This window comes from Herpetosiphon giganteus, from assembly GCF_016907925.1.
In the GTDB taxonomy this organism is placed as follows: Bacteria; Chloroflexota; Chloroflexia; order Chloroflexales; family Herpetosiphonaceae; genus Herpetosiphon; species Herpetosiphon giganteus.
This window is the reverse complement of record NZ_JAFBCZ010000007.1, coordinates 215545-236251: the sequence shown is the minus strand read 5'-3', so window position 1 is coordinate 236251 and position 20707 is coordinate 215545. Positions and strand designations below refer to the sequence as shown.

The 20707-nt window shown below is 50.5% G+C and carries 20 protein-coding genes; 12 read left to right on the top strand and 8 right to left on the bottom strand.

Annotated elements, in window-relative coordinates; genetic code table 11:
- The first annotated feature begins 18 nt into the window (after window positions 1-18).
- From minD to JOD20_RS08990, 4 genes are all read left to right on the top strand, one after another.
- Window positions 19-819 (top strand): septum site-determining protein MinD, encoded by an 801-nt coding sequence (gene minD, locus JOD20_RS09005; protein ID WP_204754950.1) that lies wholly within the window; start codon window positions 19-21, stop codon window positions 817-819.
- A 45-nt stretch (window positions 820-864) separates the two neighbouring features.
- Window positions 865-1128 carry a cell division topological specificity factor MinE gene (gene minE / locus JOD20_RS09000; protein WP_054535003.1) on the top strand — a complete coding sequence of 88 codons (264 nt, stop codon included), beginning with the start codon at window positions 865-867 and terminating at the stop codon, window positions 1126-1128.
- Window positions 1129-1154: 26 nt separating this feature from the next.
- A complete protein-coding gene (locus JOD20_RS08995; RefSeq protein WP_204754949.1) occupies window positions 1155-2366 on the top strand; it encodes an AI-2E family transporter in 1212 nt (403 codons plus the stop codon).
- Between the two features lie 159 nt (window positions 2367-2525).
- On the top strand, window positions 2526-3437 hold the full coding sequence (locus JOD20_RS08990) for an AAA family ATPase (RefSeq protein WP_204754948.1): 912 nt from the start codon (window positions 2526-2528) through the stop codon (window positions 3435-3437).
- A gap of 104 nt (window positions 3438-3541) precedes the next feature.
- On the opposite strand, the gene JOD20_RS08985 is transcribed toward JOD20_RS08990, so the two are convergent.
- The 7 genes from JOD20_RS08985 to JOD20_RS08955 form a co-directional block, all read right to left on the bottom strand.
- The gene (locus JOD20_RS08985; protein ID WP_204754947.1) at window positions 3542-4102 is read right to left on the bottom strand and encodes a copper chaperone PCu(A)C; all 561 of its coding nucleotides are present in this window, start codon (window positions 4100-4102) and stop codon (window positions 3542-3544) included.
- A gap of 15 nt (window positions 4103-4117) precedes the next feature.
- Entirely contained in the window at window positions 4118-4723 is a 606-nt protein-coding gene (locus JOD20_RS08980) for an SCO family protein (protein WP_204754946.1), read from the bottom strand.
- Window positions 4724-4773: 50 nt separating this feature from the next.
- On the bottom strand, window positions 4774-5166 hold the full coding sequence (locus tag JOD20_RS08975; RefSeq protein WP_204754945.1) for a hypothetical protein: 393 nt from the start codon (window positions 5164-5166) through the stop codon (window positions 4774-4776).
- A gap of 56 nt (window positions 5167-5222) precedes the next feature.
- Entirely contained in the window at window positions 5223-5426 is a 204-nt protein-coding gene (locus JOD20_RS08970; protein WP_204754944.1) for a DUF4177 domain-containing protein, read from the bottom strand.
- A gap of 48 nt (window positions 5427-5474) precedes the next feature.
- A complete protein-coding gene (locus JOD20_RS08965; RefSeq protein WP_204754943.1) occupies window positions 5475-6614 on the bottom strand; it encodes a glycosyltransferase family 9 protein in 1140 nt (379 codons plus the stop codon).
- A 139-nt stretch (window positions 6615-6753) separates the two neighbouring features.
- The gene (locus JOD20_RS08960; RefSeq protein WP_204754942.1) at window positions 6754-8139 is read right to left on the bottom strand and encodes a CpXC domain-containing protein; all 1386 of its coding nucleotides are present in this window, start codon (window positions 8137-8139) and stop codon (window positions 6754-6756) included.
- A gap of 156 nt (window positions 8140-8295) precedes the next feature.
- On the bottom strand, window positions 8296-9867 hold the full coding sequence (locus tag JOD20_RS08955; RefSeq protein ID WP_204754941.1) for a hypothetical protein: 1572 nt from the start codon (window positions 9865-9867) through the stop codon (window positions 8296-8298).
- A gap of 311 nt (window positions 9868-10178) precedes the next feature.
- On the opposite strand from JOD20_RS08955, the gene JOD20_RS08950 reads away from it, so the two are divergent.
- From JOD20_RS08950 to JOD20_RS08930, 5 genes are all read left to right on the top strand, one after another.
- Window positions 10179-10736 (top strand): sigma-70 family RNA polymerase sigma factor, encoded by a 558-nt coding sequence (locus JOD20_RS08950; protein WP_054534994.1) that lies wholly within the window; start codon window positions 10179-10181, stop codon window positions 10734-10736.
- On the top strand, window positions 10733-11269 hold the full coding sequence (locus tag JOD20_RS08945; RefSeq protein WP_204754940.1) for a hypothetical protein: 537 nt from the start codon (window positions 10733-10735) through the stop codon (window positions 11267-11269). Before JOD20_RS08950 ends, JOD20_RS08945 begins: the two co-directional genes overlap by 4 nt.
- Window positions 11266-12195 (top strand): bactofilin family protein, encoded by a 930-nt coding sequence (locus tag JOD20_RS08940; protein WP_204754939.1) that lies wholly within the window; start codon window positions 11266-11268, stop codon window positions 12193-12195. Before JOD20_RS08945 ends, JOD20_RS08940 begins: the two co-directional genes overlap by 4 nt.
- Window positions 12196-12270: 75 nt before the next feature.
- Window positions 12271-12759: a gluconokinase gene (locus JOD20_RS08935; RefSeq protein WP_204754938.1), complete on the top strand. Its 489-nt coding sequence runs from the start codon at window positions 12271-12273 to the stop codon at window positions 12757-12759.
- A gap of 25 nt (window positions 12760-12784) precedes the next feature.
- Complete coding sequence (locus JOD20_RS08930; RefSeq protein ID WP_204754937.1) at window positions 12785-13216, top strand: SWIM zinc finger family protein; 432 nt, start codon at window positions 12785-12787, stop codon at window positions 13214-13216.
- A gap of 250 nt (window positions 13217-13466) precedes the next feature.
- Here JOD20_RS08930 and panC read toward each other — a convergent pair whose 3' ends face one another.
- Window positions 13467-14297: a pantoate--beta-alanine ligase gene (gene panC, locus JOD20_RS08925; protein WP_204754936.1), complete on the bottom strand. Its 831-nt coding sequence runs from the start codon at window positions 14295-14297 to the stop codon at window positions 13467-13469.
- Between the two features lie 604 nt (window positions 14298-14901).
- Here panC and JOD20_RS08920 point away from each other — a divergent pair.
- The 3 genes from JOD20_RS08920 (at window position 14902) to JOD20_RS08910 (ending at window position 20687) form a co-directional block, all read left to right on the top strand.
- Window positions 14902-16380, top strand: a complete 1479-nt coding sequence (locus tag JOD20_RS08920) for a pectinesterase family protein (protein ID WP_204754935.1) — start codon at window positions 14902-14904, stop codon at window positions 16378-16380.
- Between the two features lie 240 nt (window positions 16381-16620).
- A complete protein-coding gene (locus tag JOD20_RS08915) occupies window positions 16621-18054 on the top strand; it encodes a cellulose binding domain-containing protein (RefSeq protein WP_204754934.1) in 1434 nt (477 codons plus the stop codon).
- Window positions 18055-18365: 311 nt separating this feature from the next.
- Window positions 18366-20687 carry a rhamnogalacturonan lyase family protein gene (locus JOD20_RS08910; protein WP_204754933.1) on the top strand — a complete coding sequence of 774 codons (2322 nt, stop codon included), beginning with the start codon at window positions 18366-18368 and terminating at the stop codon, window positions 20685-20687.
- Window positions 20688-20707: the final 20 nt, after the last annotated feature.

Sequence of the window (20707 nt, the reverse complement as noted above, 5' to 3'; positions counted from 1 at the left end):
GGCCTTTGAGGATCATGTATGGCACAAGTAATTACAATCACCTCTGGTAAAGGGGGGGTTGGCAAAACCACCACCACCGCTAATCTCGCGACCTCGTTAGCCATGCAAGGCCAACGCGTTGTTGCTATCGATGCAGATATTGGCTTGCGGAATCTCGATGTTGTAATGGGCCTCGAAAATCGCATCGTCTACGATTTGGTCGATGTGGTCGAAGGCCGCTGTCGGACACGCCAAGCGCTGATTAAAGACAAGCGCTTTCCTGATAATTTATTCTTGTTGCCAGCAGCCCAAACCCGCGATAAAGATGCGGTAACGCCTGATGATATGATTGCCCTCTGCAACGAGCTACGCCGCGAATTCGATTTTATCCTGATCGATTCGCCAGCAGGCATTGAGGGCGGCTTTAAAAATGCCATTGCACCCGCAGACCACATTTTGATCGTCACAACTCCTGAAATGTCAGCCGTCCGCGATGCCGACCGGATTGTCGGCTTGGTCGAAGCGTATGAAAAAAGCAATCCAAAGCTCATTATCAATCGGATCAAGGCGCGCATGGTTGCTCGCGGCGACATGATGGATACGCCCGATGTGGTAGAAATTTTGGCAATCGACTTGGTTGGGATTGTGCCCGACGACGAGAGCATTGTGATCTCGACCAACCGTGGCGAGGTAGCGGTGCTAGATCGCGACTCAATGGCCGGAAAAGCCTATAATAATATCGCCAATCGTTTACTTGGCCACGATATTCCCTTCCTTGTGCTCGATGAAAAACAAGGCTTATGGGCCCAATTGGTCAATATGTTTCGGACACGCCGCTAAAATGGCGCTACCTAGCCAACCTTATCTTCCACATGGAGCGGATCTATGGGTTTTTTAGATAATCTTTTTGGTCGCAAGCAACCGACCAGTTCGTCGGTTGCCAAAGAGCGTTTGTTGACGGTTTTAGTCCATGATCGGGTTCATCTCTCGCCCCACGATATGGATGAGATGAAACGTGAGATCATTGCAGTAATCGAGCGTTACGTTGAAGTAACCAACCCAGAGGCCATTGAAGTAACCTTGACCCGTGGCGAAGCTACCGACCACCTCAAGGCCGATATTCCCCTTGGTCGCTCGCGTCAACAATAACGCTATGGCCATGTGGAGGAGATTTTATGCACGTTCAGCCTACTAGCCCGATTCGTTTTTCGCCGCGCGCAAAGTTTGTAACAGTCCTTTCGATTGTTATTATTAGCCTGTACTTGGTCAACCAAGCCTGGCATATTATGATTCCCTTCATCTGGGCAATCATCACAGCCTATATTTTTAACCCAGTTGTTACATGGATGCAACGGCGGACCAAAACCCCACGTTTTTGGTGGGTGATTGTGCTCTATATCATCGGGTCTACGCTGCTAACGTTGTTGGTGAGTAATGTCGTCCCGATCATTACAACCCAAATTAACGATCTCGCCAAGGCCATTCCCGAATGGCTTGAGGATGCAAGTAATTATGTCGAGAAACATGAATCATTTACGATTCGTGGGGTCGAAATTATTAATTTGCGCGAGGCTGAACGTGAAATCTCTGGCGCAATCGCTGCTTTTGCCAAAGATTTGCCAAGTGCTGCACCCAAGTTTTTGTTTGGCATTGCCGAAGGTTTTATTTTAACCTTGGTCTATTTTGTGGTCACGTTCTATTTGCTCCTGCAAGCAGAAACCATTCCCAACAATTTCTATCGCTTGATTCCCGAACGCCATCGCGATGAAATTCGCCAATTGGTTAGCTCAATCGATCGCGTGCTCTCGGCCTACATTCGCGGTCAGTTTTTGCTGATCATCATTATGTCGGTGCTCAGCTATATTGCGCTCTCGATTTTGCAAGTCAAATATGCCTTGATCATCGCAATTGCAACTGGGGTGTTGGAAATTATTCCAATCATCGGGCCATACTTGGCCACCGCAATCGCGGCCTTGGTTGGTTTGTTCCAAGGCACAACCCCATTTGGCTGGGAGCCATGGTTGCTAGCCTTGGTCATTGTCATTACCTACTTTGCCCTGCGCCAATTCGAAGATCACTTTATCATTCCCAACTTGGTCGGCCACATCGTCAATGTGCACCCAGTCTTTGTGATCTTTGCAATTCTGGCAGGGGGAGCGGTAGCTGGCGGCTTGGGCCTCCTCTTATCAATTCCAATGGCGGCGGTAGCAAGGATCATCCTATCATATCTGCATGGCAAGCTGGTCGATTCGCCGAATCCTCAAGCAGATTTAGTCGAGCAAGAGGAGAAGCTGCTTGAGAAACCAGCAGCTACCGAGCGCCGCGAAGGCCGTCGCAACCGCCGCGAAGCCAAAAAACGCATCGAAGGCGGCGATATTCAACCATAACTAGCCGATTAAAAACAACCGATTTAGCCACAGGCCGAAAACCTGTGGCTTTTTGCTGCTTGACACATTGAAACATTTGTTCTATATTTTTTATGTATATTGATTGGATACGGGCCAGCAATGGCTATGGGTAACCGAGTTCACGAAAGGAATAGCACAATGTTTCAGTCGCTCGAACAACTTGAAACAGGCAGTTTATTTATATTAACCGGCCAATCTGGCGCAGGGAAATCGCATTTAGCCGCCAGCACTCGCCGCAGCGGCACGGTCTGGATTTTGGATACCGAGGGCGCTGCCAAGAATCTTTTGGGCAAGCCAGGCGTGCATAAATCGATCCAAGCGGTTCAAACGCTTTCACTCCAACAAATTTTGGCCGCCATGCAAGAGATTTTGCGCATTGGCAAGGCTGGCGATACCGTTGTGCTCGACTCAGTTTCCAAAGTGCTGCAAGCGATGCGCGCTCATGCTCAGCAACGGGCTGGCGCAGAAACCGATCGCAAAACCCAAATTGAGTTTGATGAATATGCCTCTTTCAATCGCAACCTACAAGCGATTTATACTGGCCTGACCGAGCTAAAACAACATGGTTTCCATGTGATTATCATCGGCCACTTGGCCAAACAATATAGCGAACAAAGCGAAGATCGCAACCATACCGATGTGGGCTTGCGCGTGCTGGCCGACGAGCACATTACCTACGAGGCCGATGCAATTATTCTGGTTGAGCGCGATGGCGAGCAACGCCAGATGCGGCCAATCATCAAGCCACCACGGCCATTGCACCTCAAATTGGGCGCAAATTATCCCGCTAAACTTGGCACACTCTACCCTGAGCTTGCGCTTGACGAAGCGTTTGGTAACAGCCCTGAGCGCACAGGCCGCCCCGTTGATGCCAATGAAGCAGAACGCCGCTTCTTTGCGCGCTATTCCTCGGTCGTTGGTGGCAACAATTGGAACGCCGTACAACGCTACCTTGGGCGCAAGGATAAAAAACCCAGCACTATCGAAGGCTGGATCAGCGCCGCCGAACAAGTTCGCCAAGCACCAAACGATCAAGCAATGGCCGCCTAAAATGAGGCTAAGCAAAATCCCTCGTCCAGCACGCAACGAGACGAGGGATTTGAACTATTGTTTTCGCTACATTGTCTATGTTCTATGTACTTTGCTCTCTGATCTTATTGAGCACTTGGCATTTGCACTGGCACTTTAACCGTGATCTTGCCAGCCTTTTCAAAGGTCAAGGTGAGATCAAGCGTATCGCCAACTTTGAGATCCTGTTTGATTTCCAGCAACATAATATGGAAGCCACCTGGTTTTAATACTGCTTCACCATTGGCTGGCACTTCGATCTTCTCGACTTGCTCCATCTTCATCACCTCGCCATCAGCAGTAACCGTATGCAACTCGACTTTGCCAGCAACATCGGTTGAAGCAGCAATCAAGGTATCGGCAGCGCCAGTATTGCGAATCGTCATATACGCGGCGCTATTGCTGCCCATCATCGCACCGCCACCCATGCCACCGCCCACCGTCGGGCTAATTGGCGTAGTTTCCATGGTTGGAGTTTGCATAAGCGTTGCCGCAGCAAAAGCAGGCCGCGCAAATGAACCTTCGATCGTTAATGAACCAAGCGTATTCGCTGCACTATTGCTTGTATTTGGCACAGTGGTTGGGGTTGTTTCCGAGCCACAAGCGGCTAAGACCAGAAGCAAGACGGCAAAGATTAAACGTTTCATTGAAAGCTACTCCACTTATTCAACAGCGATGTATTTCAACATCGTTTTAAGATCAGTCGCTAAAAGAGTTGGATCAACATCGTGGTTGGCCATGGCAAACCAGCGCCCTTGTTGATCGATAATATACAAGCCAGCAGTATGATCGATGGTGTATTGCAAGGCCGAGTCGGGCAATTCGCGCCGCTGAGCATGCACACCATACTCTTTTTTCACCGCTTCGACCGCCGCCGTTTCGCCGTTTAAGCCCAAAATCGTTGAATCAAACAACGAAACGTAGCGATCGATCGTCGCCGGATTATCGCGTTCAGGATCGACCGTCACAAAGGCAATTTGCACCTTGTCGCCATCAGCGCCAAGCTGTTTGCGAGCCTGTGATGAAAGCCCCAAAGCCAAGGGGCAAACATCAGGGCAAGCAGTAAAACCAAAAAAGAGAATCACAATTTTGCCGCGTTGCTCAGCCAAATGAAATTCAGCGCCATGCTGATCAATCAAGCTAAAATCGGGCGCAGCGGTTGGGTTTTCAATTGGACGAATAATCTGATAGCTAGCCGTGCCACAACCGCTTAAACTCAAACCAAGCCCAAGCAGCACACAGGCCAAAAGCCAATGAGCGTATTTCATAGCACCCATCCTTCGGATTTTAGAAAGTTAACATTGCAGGGATACAGTTATCAACCAAGTACGAGGATTCTTGGCGGGGGCGTGATAATTTGTGGATGATAGTTTGGCCAAACGCGCTGCGCTTGCAGCAAGCGTCGCCATACACGCGGCGCAAGCATCCAGCTCGCAAGCAGCAACAACACCATTGGATAAACTGCTGCCAAGCCGTCAGGTAGCGGGGGTATTGGCTGCGGTGCAGAATCGCTATGCTGTGCGTGCAAATCGCAAACCAACATCGTCGCATGATCCGCAGCAGCGCTAGTTTGGCTTTGCATGCCCCACCACCAGCAATGGGCAATACAGGCAATCGGGCAAAACAAAGCCAGTTGAATCAGAATGATCCAACTGACTGTTTGAATATGCCGAGGCCAATGCCGCGCGTGCTGTTGCTTCAATGCGTTCATGATAGGGCTACTATAGCATAGCCTGCATGGCGCTCAATCAGGCATTAAACCGATTATTAATCCGTGCGGAGCTGACGTTTAAACGTTACGAGGAGTCGTGAACTCTGGCCTTGGCCATGGTTGAGATCAACGAGATTGACCAATTCCCAGCCATCTTTGCCAGCTTTATTCAGCATCAAACTAATTGCCGCTGGGTCAACATTGGGTCCCCAGAAGCCACTAACATCGACAAGTTCAATATGATATTCCCATTGTTGCATGATGTAGTTCCTCAAAACAAGTTTATTCAAGGGCTTGTACGCAGCAAGCTAGCTCGATGTTCCAGCCTGTGCCAGCAAGCGTTTGGCCTGCTGCACCACTTGGTGCACCGCAATTGCGGTCATACATTCGCTAGGCTTGGTTTGGCGCGGGCAATGGGTTAACACGCCGCATGGCGAGCACGCTATTGCTGCATCAAGCACAACATGGCGCTGCGGATCGCCCCAAGGCCCAAAACGCCGCTTATCGCCAGGCCCAAAGAGGTGGATCGTGAGCGTGGCTTGGCTTACCGCCAAATGCAATGGGCCGTTATCAACTCCCAACACCACAGCGCAGCGCCCAAATAAAGCCGCCAATTGGCCTAAATTGGCCTGCCCAACTGCATTCAGATGCGGAATCGTCAGCTGCTGGCTAATTGCTGCCACATCAGCAGCATCGGCAGGCCCGCCAGTCAACACAATTTGCGCCTGATCAGCCAATTGTTCAGCAACCTGCGCCCAGCGTTCAGCTGGCCATAATTTCGCCGCGCCACCGCTGCCCGCCTGAATCGCCACCAATGGTTTTTGAATCTGATGCTGGGCCAGCCAAGCAGCTGCCCAAGCATGTTCTTCGTCACTTGGCACAAAGCGCAACCTATGCTTTTGCGTGTCAACAGAGCCAAGTGCAGCAACCAGATCCAAGGCTTGTTGGGTTACATGGGCATTTGGGTTCCAAGCCAAGGCCGTGGTTAAGCTTGGTGCAACCAAGGGATGCGCAAACCCAATCCGGCGGCCACAGCCAGCTCCCACAGCCAACAAGCCACCCCACCAATGGTCATCGCGCATAACCAAGGCTGTATCAAACTTCATTTGGCGCAAACGAGCAGCTTCCTGCCAGAGCAAGCGATAGGGAGCCAAAGCCGAGGGCTGAGCACCACGCACAAAGCCAGGAAATTCGCAAATTTCAATTGCATCAAGATCGGGGTTATCGGCCAAGAGCCGCTTGGCCCACGAACCAACCAACACGCTGATATGGGCTTGCGGTTGGCTTTGGCGCAAAGCACGTAAGGCGGGGGTCAACAATAAAACATCGCCCAAATGGTCGGGCTTAATCACCAAAATGCGCTGCGGTTGAGCTGGCGCTGGCTGGGTAAAAACACCCAAGGTCAACGCCAAACTGCGCACGATTGTCGAACGAAGCAAAGCTTTCATAGAAGGATGAAGGATGAAGGATGAGGGATGAAAGCCGCCATCACAGCATCATAAAGCTCCCAACATAGGCCACTTTTATGCAGAAATGTGAAGGATGAGCGATGATCATATTCATACTTCATCCCTCATCCTTCATTCCTTAAAACAGGAGGCTTGCCGATTCGCGGGCGACTTGGCGCAAGCGATCAACGACTTCTTTGCGACCTGCTTTTTCCATTTGTTCGGCCAATTCGTTGACTTCTTTGACGAAATCGCCGTTGACCAAGGCCATGTTTTTGCGCAGCAACTTGGTAGCATCGCCAGCAGTTTCAGCACTCAACAATTGATTGATCAAGCGTTCTTGGGGAGTCATGGCCTCTTGCAGCACTTCGGCAGCGGTTTGGCGCAACAGAATCAATTGCTCGGCAATAATTTGCTGATTGGTGCGCATCGCTGCATTCAAGTTGGCATCGATCACAACAAAGAAGGCTTCGCTTAGCTCTTTATTCCGCTCGCTCAACAAGGCCCGTGGATCTTCGGCTTGCAAGGCATCGCGCAACAGGCCATTAGCTTTTTCAAAAATAGCTTGCGCTTCAGCATCCATGCGTTCGAGGGTGCTGTAAATATGCTCGCGGCGAGCTTGCGCAGCAGCTTGCTCTGCCTCAGGCAAGGCAGCAATTTGCGCATCCCACGCTTCGAAGGTTTCATCATCAATCAAGGGTCGATAATTGCTAATCACATCTTCGAGGTTTGCATCATCTGCATCGCGCAAGGCAGCAACCACATCTTCGACCGCTGGCTCTTGTAAGCCTGCGGCAACCGGATCAAAGCCACTTAATTGCATCACTCGTTGGCTTAATTCGCCAATCATTTCGGCGCTATCTTCGCGACCTTGTTGCAAGGCTGCTTCGATGTAGGAATTGAGCGTCAAGAAGAATTCGCCATCAAGTGCAGCTTTGTTATCGGCCACCACTTGGGCCAATTTACCTTCGGCTGAATCGAGCAAATTCTCGGCCCGATCGGCTTCGAGCGCTTCGGCCAGTTGGCTCAGCAACTCGACCCGTTGGCGTTGAGCTTGCATCGCTTCTTTGGTAATGCCTTCGCTTTCCAACAGCGTTTCAATCAGCGTTTGCATCGTCATAAAGCGCCGTGGCGTGAGCAAATAGCCGCGGGGAGCATCTGGTGGCAACAATTGCATGGCCACTTTGGAAGCCTCGCCAACGAAGCGTTCTTGTTCTTCTGGTGGCAAGTTTAATTCTTGCGGAAAGAGCGTCCAGAAAAATTTCTTTTCAGGATCATGGTAAATCAAGGGTGAGGCCAACATGCCGCCAGCGCCACAATTGGGGCAGACAGCGACATTTAATTGACCAGAAAGCATCGCACCTTTTAATTCGGGCTGCACCCCAACATCAACGTATGTCCAAAGTGCCACCACAAACGGCGTTTGGCAATTTTGACAGCGAATCTGAACCCGCTGTGGCGGCACAACAGGCCGCTGCGGGCCACCTTGGGTGGTTTCGTCCAGCCCTTGTGGTGGATTGGTCATTGAGTGATTCCTTTCAACGAACACGATTAAAAGCCACTATGCATTATACGCGAGGTTGCAGCAGAATACTATTCGTAGGCTGTTAGATTCAATTAACCAAAAAACCCCACGCTTGCGTTACCAAGCGTGGGGAATTCACTCTATACAGCTAATTACTTATTTGGATGTGATTGGAAGATAAACTCGGGCTTGCTCAACGCTAATTCGCGTCGCATACAGATTGCGATAACCATCGGCTACTGTACCCCCACGGAACACCACAAACGAGCTATCAGCGCTGATTCGAAACGGTACAGGGCCGCTTAGCGCATCAAAATCTGGATGGCCAGAAACAAATGGCACGAGGCCGTTCAATGCCAAGGGTCGCGCTGATCCATCAATTGGAGTGCTAAGCAATGCATGTTGCATATTATTGCCACTCCAAGCCCGATACACAACTTTTGAGCTATCGGGAGTAATTTCAATCGAAGGAATGTTAACGCGCCCATAGCTATAATTGTTAATTTGAACTTCTGGTTGCGAACCATCAACTGGAACGCTGAATAAGTTATTGGTGACAAACACCACTCGACTGCTATCAGGGCTAATGAAAAATCGCAAATCAACAGGATAATCTGGGTGTGGATTATCCAAGCGGATTCCAGTTCCACCTGCGCTTGGAATACTCCATAAACCCGTAAAGCCTGTATAGGTCGCAGCATATGTATAGATCACTTTTTGGCCATCGGGCGTGATCTGAAAACTCCGCACTTGGCCTTCAGGATCAGTATATTGGCTGCTCAAATTCGTCACAAGGCCATCACTCAAGCGCACTGAATGCAGCCGATGATCAGCAGTAAATGCTGCCATTGTGTCGCCTAGATAAAAAGAATTCATCGCGTTTGAGGCAAAAATCAAGGTTGGAGTAACACTAGTATGGGCTACTGCATATAAACCAGCAGGGTGGCCGGTTTCTGAAAAGGTAGTCGTGTAGAGAATATGCGTCTGATTGATTTGAGCATATTGATAGATACTGGAGTTCAGAGCGTATTGATCAAGCGCTACTTTAGCCCCAGTTAGCGGATTAACGCGATAGATGATGCGATCAGCCTCATTGGTAGCTTGAATCTCAATTAAGAAAGCTGAACCATCGCTCGCGAAGTAGCCACCATTGACACTATGCACATTTTCAAACAGCGTTTGATGGTTGCTGCCATCAAGATTCACCGAATAGACCGAATAGACTGCCATATTCTGGGCATTTCTGCTGCTTACATGGTAGATGAGTGTGGCAAACTGGGGATTGCGGCTAAACCCGGTAATTTGACTATTTGCAGGCAAATTGAGGCTGAGCAAGCGAGGAGTGCCACCAGTAATTGGCACTGTATACAATTGGCGTTGGCTATCGTTGCTATGGCGAGCAATATAGACCACATTTTTGCCATCAGCACTAATATTCATCGCGTAGTCAAGCCGTAAATCTTCGCTTGATAAGGCTGGGTTAAGCTTGATGCGATCAGTTCCATCAGCATTAATACTATACAGGCTTTGATTGTTATAGCCTGGCTTAATCCCGCTCACATAGACGATCCGGCCAAATTGCGAACTCAATTCCATAGTTAAAACGGTTTCAGTCTCGGGATTAAGCTGTTGCAGGCCGTTTGGTTGGGGTTGTTGGGCCGCAACACCCCTTAAAAGCCAACTAAGCATTGCCATAACGGCAATCACTCGCAAAGACCAACGTCGCATAGTTCACCTCACTCAAATAAAAACCTTGAGTGGTGCAGGCAGGAGCTTGTTTAAATTAACAGCTAGGATTTATAGGCGAGGAAATCCCTTGCTCATCCCATCTGTGCAACGCCATGCACGCTCATCGAGAGTGAGTCTATCACAGAGCTTTAGGATGTCAACCCCGCTAGTAAGCGTCACTTTTGCCATTTAGGCCATCCTTAGGTACCATAGCGAGCATCACACCGATGGGAACCCAAAATCCCCTCTTGACAATGAAACATTACCCTTGCTCAGCGCGTACCGAGTATAGTGGTGCGAGGTAGAACCGCGTGACAGAGATCAATAGTGAAGAATTGACGCTGGTGCGGGCGACAATTCGTGGCGACCAAATTGCATTTCAACGGATTGTCGAATTGTACCAGGGGCCAATTTTCAACTTGGCCTACCGGATGTTGCACGATGGCCATGAGGCCGAAGATGCAGCCCAAGAAATTTTCATCCGGGCCTATACCAAGCTTGAAACGTTCGATCAAAGCCGCAAATTTTCTACATGGCTCTTTTCAGTCGCATCGAACTACTGCATTGATCGCTTACGGCGACGGCGACCGATAGTGCCACTTGATGATTTGGCATTTGCCCTACCAAGTACCGATGATGGCCCTGAACGCTCAGCATTGCGTGGTGAGTTGCGCGATGCCGTCCAGCGTGCCTTAGCCACTCTGCCCGATCATTATCGGCTGGTGGCAGTGCTACGCTACTGGAACGATCTCTCCTATCAAGAGATCGAAAATATTACGGGGCTATCAGAAAGTGCGGTTAAAACCCGGCTCCATCGTGCTCGCAACATGGTGGCCGCTGCGTTGGATAAACAAGGAGCAGAGCTATGACATGCCGTTCGATTCGCGAGCTACGCGCTCAGCAACCAGATGACCCTGACGACCAACAACTGATTTCTCGCCATGTACAGGAGTGCCCAATGTGCCTCGATGAACTTGGGCAATTGCCCGCCGCCTTAGCCGCTCCCAAATCGGCTATTCCACCGCCAAATTTTGCCGCCAGCTTAATGGCAAAATTACCAGCGACTCCTGCGCTTGCAGCAACTCAAGCCCGTAGCCGTGCCTTACGTCAACGTGTGCTGTGGGGTGTGGTTCTGGGCTTCGTCACATTAATCGTCCTCTGGGGCGGTTATGGGGTCTTGTTCGATAGTTCTTTGCCTGCCGCCACCTTTGGCGGGGTTGATTCAAGCGCAGGCCGTGGGGTTATGGCCTTGACCTTAGCAGGCAAGCCGATGGCGGCAACCCTTGGATTAATTGGCATCCCCTTGCTCCTTGGGGTGCTTGTGCTTGCAGGTGCAGCACTGATGATCTGGCGACGTTTGTTGACCCCTTCACCGGCGCTGCTTGTGGAGGTAGAACAATGAAACGCAATCCACGAGCTTTCTTATTTGGCTGGATCATTCTAGCCCTGATTATTATTGCCTCACCAACCTTTGTGTTTGCGCAAGCACTGCGAACCGATGGTGATGCGTTGGTAGTTCGCGCTGGCTCAACCGAAGGTGGCGACATCGCAACCATCAGCCAACCAATCGTGATCGATGGCGTGGTTGAAGGCGATGTAACTTCAGTCACTGGATCGATTATCGTCCGTGGCTCAGTCGAAGGCGATGTAGTCAGTTTGTTTGGCAATGTTACCTTCGAAGCAGATTCGATTGCCCAAGGCAACGTGATGGCCGCAACGGGCGAAGTTCAGATGCAATCGGGCGCTGATGTTGCCCAAGCTGGAGCCGTTTTCAATGGCAATCTCAGCGACAGCGGCGCAGCAGCGCTCTTACCAGTCGAAGGCAATCAAACGCTTAACACGTCAACGCGGGTCATTCTGGCAGTTGTTTTGGCAATTTTGGCCACAATTATCGCCAGCTTGTTGAGCTTGATTTGGCCACGCTCATTTGCCAGCGGCGCGCAAATTATTCGCTTGGCAACCCAACGCGCTTTGGGCTTGGGATTGGTGTGGTCGGTGCTTTCGGTGGTGGTGGTTGGCGGCATTGCCTTGCTCTTGATCTTCTCGTTGGTTGGCTTAGCGGTCTTGCCAGTGCTGTTGCTGATTGCCCAAGTCCCCTATTTGATTGGGCTGGCAGCAATCGCCATGGTGATTGGCCAACGGCTCAACTTACATGGCCCAGCAGCAGTTTTGGTTGGCAGCCTAGCAATTGTGCTCCCAGCAATTGGCTTGGCAGCAATCAGTTTGCCCGCCGCGTTTGTTTGGTTCTATCTTAGTTCTGGGGTCGGCATTGGCGGCATGTTCTTGCTACGCTCGACAGTCGTTCAACGCCATAGCCTCCAGTTCTGAATACAGCAACAACCGATTATCATTTGAGAGGGTTGGTTTGTACCAACTCTCTCTTTTGGCTTAAATGGAGTTGTTATGGTGATTGTGGTTATGGGCGTGAGCGGAGTTGGAAAAACAACGATTGGTCAGCAATTGGCAGCAGCCCAAGCTTGGCAATTTATCGATGCAGACGATCTGCATCCCGAGGCGAATCGCCAAAAAATGGCCAGCGGCCAGCCATTAACCGATGCTGATCGTTGGCCATGGCTGGCTTTAGTGCGCCAACAAATTGAGGCTGCTTGTAGCCAAAACCAGAGTTTGGTGTTGGCATGCTCAGCCTTACGCGCCGAATATCGGGCCTATTTGCAGATTAATCAACAGGTGCATTTTGTACATTTGGTTGGCGACCCAAGCTTGATTCAGGCGCGGTTACAACAACGCAGCAATCATTTTATGCCCAGCAGCCTGTTAACCAGCCAATTGGCAACCTTGGAAATGCCGAGCAATGCCTTAACCGTCAACGTCGATGCTGAACCAAACACGCTGGTTGGGAGTATTCAGCAATGGATTCTCGGGTTAGAATAAGTTAGCCGCATAACACGAGGTATGTATGGAGTTTCCAGTGGTTTCTGAGGCGCAGATTCAGGCAAGCGCAGGCGTAGTGAACTTTGCACAGGGCTTGGAATATTTCGAGCACGGCATGGTCGAAGCTGTCCAAGCCCATGGCGCAAGCGTTCAGGCCTCGGTTGGTGATCGTAATAATCGCCATTATTTGGTTAGTATCCAAACTCATTCTGCTCAGCAGATTACAATTCAATGCACATGCGATGCCCAGCCCAGTGAGTTTTGCGCTCATGGCGTGGCGGCACTGCTCTTTTTGAGCTATTGCTCCGACCAAGTTCTGCCAGAAGCAACAACATCCAAGGTTACGCTCGATGAACTTGAGGCAGGCCAATTGCGCACCTTGTTGCGCGATGTTGCTGAGCAACACCCAGAAGTGAGCAGTTTGGTTAACGATCGGATTGAACGGCTCGGCTTTTAGAACATTTAACGCAGAGGCGCAGAGACATTGAGGCTCTAGGCTAAGTGTAGAAGTTCATTGGGTTAAAGACGATTTTCCCCTCACCCCCTAGCCCGTTCGACGGGCTAGGGGGTGAGGGGAGTCGGTACTCCCCTCGCCCGCGTGCAGTGGGAGAGGGGCTGGGGGTGAGGGCATGCACCTGTTTACCAACCCAATGTACCTCTACACCTATAGCTCAAAGCCTATAGCCAAGCTCCTATAGCCCAAGCTCCTACAATATCAAATTATCGATCAGTCGAGTTTTGCCAATGCGCACGGCCAACGAAACCAACGCGCCACGCTGATCGATGGTCGTCAATTCCTGCAAGCTTTGCGGATCGGCAATGCTCACATAATCGACTTGAGCCAATGGTTCTTGGTTGAGAGTTGCAAGCATTAATTGGCGCACTGCTTCTGCATCGGTTTGGCCTTCTGCATAGGCGGTTTGGGCTGCGCTCAAGGCGCGATAGAGCACTGGAGCTGCTGCCCGTTGCTCAGGTGTGAGATAACTATTGCGGCTGCTCAGCGCCAAGCCATCAGCCTCACGAACGGTTGGCGCAATCACCACTTCAACTGGCAAGGCCAAATCGCGCACAAATTGGCGAATAACCACAGTTTGTTGGGCATCTTTTTGGCCAAAATAAGCCTTGGTTGGTTGCACAACATTAAATAATTTGGTTACAACCGTGGCCACGCCGCGAAAATGGCCAGGTCGGTGCGCACCTTCGAGCGGCGCAGTCACGCCTTCAACATCGACATAGCTGCTAAATCCAGCAGGATACATTTCTTCAACACTTGGCATCCAAACCAAATCGCAGCCAGCTTCGGTTAATAAATCAAGGTCGCGCTGGGTATCCCGCGGGTAGCTCGCAAAATCTTCGTTGGGACCAAATTGGGTTGGATTAACGAAAATCGAGACAATCGCCACGCCATTTTCAGCCTTGGCTTGTTGCACCAAGCTCAGATGCCCAGCATGCAAAAAACCCATGGTTGGCACAAAACCAACAGTATTCCATTGGCGACGAGCTGCCCGAACTTGCTCAATTGTGGTTACAACCTGCATACATCATTCCTCATAGCTAGAACATGTGCTAGCAATTATCTTAATTCAATCGCTTATAAAGTGCCAAATAGAATATTTTTAACAGAAAATAACCTATCAATTCAATAAATTCAAGCCAACATATAGGCTGCATTTTGCGATAATAGCATGTTAAATATGATATAAATTTAGTCATTTTATTAAAGAAATCTAAAAAATTAAGTTGCTTTAATTATCTGAATATGCTAGTATCATGATCATATGAACAATTTTGCATGTTTGCAGATATATTCCATTGTTTGAAGTAATTTTCCATGCATGTGATTTGTTTAATCATGCACGAACAACAATTGAATATTTAGCCTGCTTATATGTTTAATTGAGCCTAGTCTTAATTAAATTTTATCGAGCTGTGCTTATTTACATTCGGGTAATTCGATTGAATAGTTTATGCATGATTATAGCCTAATCAGATTGAGACCGATCCCATAGACTGAAATGTACTAAACCTGTATATTTTTAGCTGCTGTAATTCAGAATAGCACTACAGTATTGCGTAGCGGCAAGCTTATACTATCGGCTCTTTTTTTAGGCGTTGTTTTTAATCTTTATTAAGGATTCACCGATGAATCAATTTAATCGCCGTGATTTTTTACGACGTTTAGGCTTCGTTGCCATCGGCATTGCTGCCAGCCAATTGGATCTTGCGCCCGTCGCCGGGCAAACCACAAGCATCGTTGTTGCCAAAGATGGTAGCGGCGCACATACCACTGTCCAAGCAGCAATCAACGCTGTGCCAACCAACAACCCCAATCGGGTGGTGATTTTCATCAAAAACGGCACCTACAAAGAAGTCATCACGATTCCCAACAACAAACCGAAAATTACGCTGTATGGCCAAAGCCGCGATGGCACTGTTTTGACGTATGACAACTATGCCAGCAAAACCAAGCCCGATGGCACAACCTATGGCACAAGTGGCAGCGCCAGTTGCTATTTCTACGCCAACGATTGCAACGCCACCAACCTAACGATTCAAAATAGTTCTGGCAATGTTGGCCAAGCTGTAGCCCTGTATGCCAGCGGCGACCGCCTAAATTTTCGCAATGTGCGCCTGTTAGGCTATCAAGATACGCTCTATTCAAATGCAGGGCGGCAGTATTACAACAACTGCTTAATTCAAGGTGCGGTTGATTTTATTTTTGGCAATGCCACGGCAGTGTTTGATACATGCCAAATTGTGAGCAACGGTCAAGGCTATATCACCGCCCACTCGCGTACCGCCAGCAACCAAACGACAGGCTATGTGTTTACCAACTGCACGGTTAGTGGCTCCAGCAATACATTAACCTACCTTGGCCGACCGTGGCGGCCTTATGCGCGCGTGATTTTCCTCAACAGCAATCTTGGCTCGCATGTTCGGCCAGCAGGTTGGGATAATTGGGGCAATAGCGCCAACGAAGCAACCGCCTATTACGGCGAGCAAGGCAATACTGGCGGTGGCGCAAGCCTCAACAATCGGGTTGGTTGGATGAAAAAACTCACTAGCCAACAAGCCCAAAGCTTCAGCACCGCCACATTTCTGAATAACGATGGCTGGCTAACCACCTCTGAGCAATATCTGAGTGGCTTGATTCAAACTGGCTTTCCTGGCACAACCCCAAATCCAACTCCAGCCCCAACCGGCTATTTCAAGCTAATCAATCGCCAAAGCGGCAAGGCGCTCGATGTGGCCGCCAAATCAACCAGCAATGGAGGCAATGTGCAGCAATGGGCCGATAACGGTGGCGCAAATCAACAATGGCAAATCGTTGATGTTGGGAGCGGTTTCAAAAAAATCATTAATCGCCATAGTGGTTTGGCACTAGAAGTTGCAGCTGGCTCAAAAGCTAGTGGCGCAAACGTGCAGCAATGGAGTTATGGCGGCACGGCGCATCAGCAATGGCAGGTGCTCGATGCAGGTGGCGGCTATATCTATGTCGTCAATCGCAATAGCCAACAAGCGCTTGATGTAGCGGCTGGCTCGGGCGCAGATGGAGCGAACGTGCAGCAATGGGGCTATGCAGGCGGCGCGTGGCAGCAATGGCAATTGATTGCGATTTAAGAGCATAGAACATATAAGTAGGGGCTAGGGATCAGGGGTCAGAGGGCAGAACATAGAACAAAGAGCATAGAACATATTAAGTAGGGGCTAGGGGTCAGGGGTCAGAGGGCAGAGCATAGAACAAAGAGCATAGAACATACGGATCGAGACCAAGAGCTAGGATTCAGGGATGAGGTACATAGGAATAATGCACTGAACCCTGATCCCTGACAACTCATCCCGCAACAAGGAGTTTGACCAATGAAATTAACCACAGCCCGACGTTGGATGCTTGCAACTGGATTAGTGACGGCTCTGATTGGTGCAATCAAAAGCCCAATTACCAATGCCCAAGCTGGCCTCAGCTGCCAAGTTAATTATGCAATTACCAATCAATGGGGCAGCGGTTTTCAAGCAGATGTGGTGGTGCGCAACACTGGAACCAGCGCAATAAATGGCTGGACATTGGCTTGGAGCGCACCCAGCGGCCAGCAAATTGGCCAAAGCTGGAATGCGACCGTGAGCCAAAATGGCAGCCAAGTCAGCGCCAAAAATGTCGATTGGAATGCCAGCATTGCCGCTGGTGGCAACCAAAGCTTTGGTTTTACCGCCACAACCACTGGCAGTTTGGCCGTGCCAAGCAGTTTTACGGTGAATGGCGTAGTCTGTGGGGGCGGGGTTAGCCCAACCGCGACTGTGCCAGTTGCCACTGCAACCCGCACTCCAGGCCCAACCGCCACGCGGACTCCAGCGCCAACCGCCACTCGTACCCCTGTCGCCACGGCGACGGTTGTTCCAACCAATCCGCCAGTCAGCAATGGCCTGATTGGCTGGGCAACGGTTTCGGGGGCTGGCTTGAGCACAACGACTGGTGGCGCAGGCGGCAGCACGGTCACGGCAGCTAACTTCAGCGAATTGCAAAATTACGCCAAATCAAGCTCACCGATGATTATTAAATTCTCTGGCACGCTGCAAGGCACGCTCACGGTGGCCTCGAATAAGACCATCATTGGCAGTAACAAGGCGTTGATTCAAGGCAATGTAAAAGTTTCAAATGCGCAAAACATCATTTTGCAAAACTTCACCATCAACGGCAATAGCTGTGCTAGCTACGACGAATGCCGCGCTGGCAACGATGCCTTGGGGATTAGCAATTCGCACCACGTTTGGGTCGATCATCTGACCATCACCAACGGCCAAGATGGCAACTTCGACATCAATAATGGCTCGGATTTCATCACGGTTTCGTGGAGCAAATTCGGTTATACGACCAACAAAGAACATCGCTTCTCGAATTTGATTGGCAGCTCTGATGATTCTGGCTCAACTGATAGCGGCAAATTGAACGTAACCTTCCATCATAACTGGTGGTTTGCAGGCGCAATGCAACGGATGCCACGCACGCGCTTTGGCAAAATTCACGTCTTCAATAATTTATATACCGCCACTGGCAACGATTATTGTGTTAGCTCAGGCTATCAATCCAAATTGTTGCTCGAAAAGAATGCCTTTATCGGGGTCAACACGCCACACCGATTGCACGAAGGCGATCTCAAGGCTGTCGATAACCTCTACCAAAATACGACTGGCGATCGGATCAGCACGGGCGTAGCGTTCACCCCGCCATACAGCTATAACGCCGAATCGGCTAGCTCGGTTAATAGTTCGGTGCAAGCTGGAGCAGGGGCCAAATAGGCACTAGGGTTCAGCGGCTAGGATTCAGGGGTCGGTAGTTAGCGCATAGAACAAAGAGCATAGAACATATATTCATTCTTCGTGCTCTTCGTGTTCTTCGTGGTTTCAATCATCCCGATCCCCGATTCCCCAAATTACAAGGATGAGGGTTCAGCGGATAGGATTCAGAGGTCGGTAGTTAGAGCATAGAACAAAGAGCATAGAACATATATTCATTCTTCGTGCTCTTCGCGTTCTTCGTGGTTTCCATCGCACCTAACCGCTGGCCCCTGTCCCCTCATCCCTGAACACTCAAAAAGGAGTAGCAAACCATGAACAAGCGTTGGCGAATTTGTCTGTTATTAATTGCAATTTTGGTAAGTACGTTTAGCTACACCAACACCAAAGCCCAAGCTAGCCTGAGCTGCCAAGTCAATTATGCAATTACCAATCAGTGGAGCGGCGGTTTTCAAGCAGATGTGCTGATCAACAACACCGGAACCAGTGCGATCACCGGCTGGACAGTGGCTTGGAGCGCGCCCAGCGGCCAGCAAATTGGCCAAATCTGGAATGCGACTGTGAGCCAAAATGGCAGCCAAGTAAGTGCGACAAACGTCGATTGGAACGCCAGCATCGCCGCTGGTGGCAGCCAAGGCTTTGGTTTTACCGCTACGACGACTGGCAGTTTGGCTGTGCCAAGCAGTTTTACGGTGAATGGCGTAGTCTGTGGGGGCGGGGTTAGCCCAACCGCGACTGTGCCAGTTGCCACAGCCACGAACCAACCAACAATAATCGCAACTGCAACCAACGGCCCAACCAATGTGCCAACGGCTACGCGCGTGCCGACGAGTGTGCCAACCGCCACCCGTATGCCAACCAGCGTGCCAACCGCCACGCCTGGCCCAACCACAGGCCGCCAAATGGAAAAACTCAATCGCGGCATTATCAGCGTGCGCCAAGGAAACAACAATTTTGTGAGCTGGCGCATGCTCGGCACCGACCCAAACTCGATTGGCTTTAATCTCTATCGCGGCACAACCAAAGTTAATGCTAGCCCAATTACCAACGCCACCAGCTATCTCGATAGCGGCGCGGCGGCCAACAGCGTCTACAGCGTGCGGCCTGTGCTCGATGGCGTTGAGCAAACCGCCTCGGAAAACTCGCTCAATTTTGCCAACGGCTACCTTGATGTGCCGTTGCAAATTCCTGCTGGTGGCACAACCCCCGATGGCGTGGCCTACACCTACAACGCCAACGATGCCAGCGTGGGCGACCTCGACGGCGATGGCCAATATGAAATTGTGCTCAAGTGGGACCCAAGCAACGCCAAAGATAATTCGCAATCTGGCTATACTGGCAATGTCTATCTTGATGGCTACAAATTGAACGGCACGCGCTTGTGGCGCATCGATTTGGGCCGCAATATTCGGGCTGGCGCACATTATACCCAATTTATGGTCTACGATTTGGATGGCGATGGCAAGGCCGAAGTGGCTGCCAAAACCGCCGATGGCACGCGCGATAATGCTGGCACGGTGATTGGCAACGCCAGCGCCGACCATCGCAATTCGGGCGGCTATATTCTTTCCGGCCCCGAATATCTGACCGTCTTCAATGGCCAAACTGGCGCGATTCGCTCAACCGTTAATTATGATCCACCACGCGGCACGGTTTCAAGCTGGGGCGATAATTATGGCAATCGGGTTGATCGCTTTTTGGGCGGGATTGCCTACCTCGATGGCCAACGCCCAAGCTTGATTATGAGCCGTGGCTACTACACCCGCAGCGTGATTGCGGCGTGGGATTTTCGCAATGGCAGCCTGACCAAGCGTTGGACCTTCGATAGCAACGTTGCAGGCGGCCAATATGCTGGCCAAGGCAATCATGGCCTCTCGGTTGCCGATGTTGACCAAGATGGTAAAGATGAGATTATCTTTGGTTCCATGACGATCAATGATAATGGCCAACCGCTGTGGAACACCCGCAACGGCCACGGCGATGCTATGCACGTTGGCGATCTCAATCCAAATCGGCCTGGCTTGGAAATTTTCAAAGTCAGCGAAGATTCATCGAAGCCTGGCTCGTGGTTTGCCGATGCCCGCACTGGCCAAATCTTGTGGCAAACAGCTGCTGGTGGCGATAATGGGCGCGGCGTTTCGAGCGATATTTGGGCTGGCAGCCCAGGCGCTGAATCGTGGTCAGCGATGGATGGCAACTTGCGCAGCGTCAGCGGGGCGACGCTTGGCCGCAAGCCATCATCGATTAACTTCTTGATTTGGTGGGATGGCGACCCAGTGCGCGAATTGCTCGATGGCACGCGCATCGACAAATATGGTTCATCGGGCGATTCGCGCTTGCTGACTGGCAGCAACGTCAGTTCCAACAACAGCACCAAATCAACTCCTGCGTTGAGTGGCGATATTTTGGGCGATTGGCGCGAAGAAGTGATTTGGCGCACCAGCGATAATCGGGCGCTACGAATTTATTCAACCAGCACCTCAACCAACCGCCGGCTCTTTACGCTGATGCACGATGCCCAATATCGGGTTGCGATTGCCTGGCAAAACACCGCCTACAATCAGCCACCACATCCAAGCTTTTTCTTGGGCGATGGCATGAGCAATCCACCGCAACCAAATATCTACCTGCGCTAAATTGTTTTGGCTTCGAAATT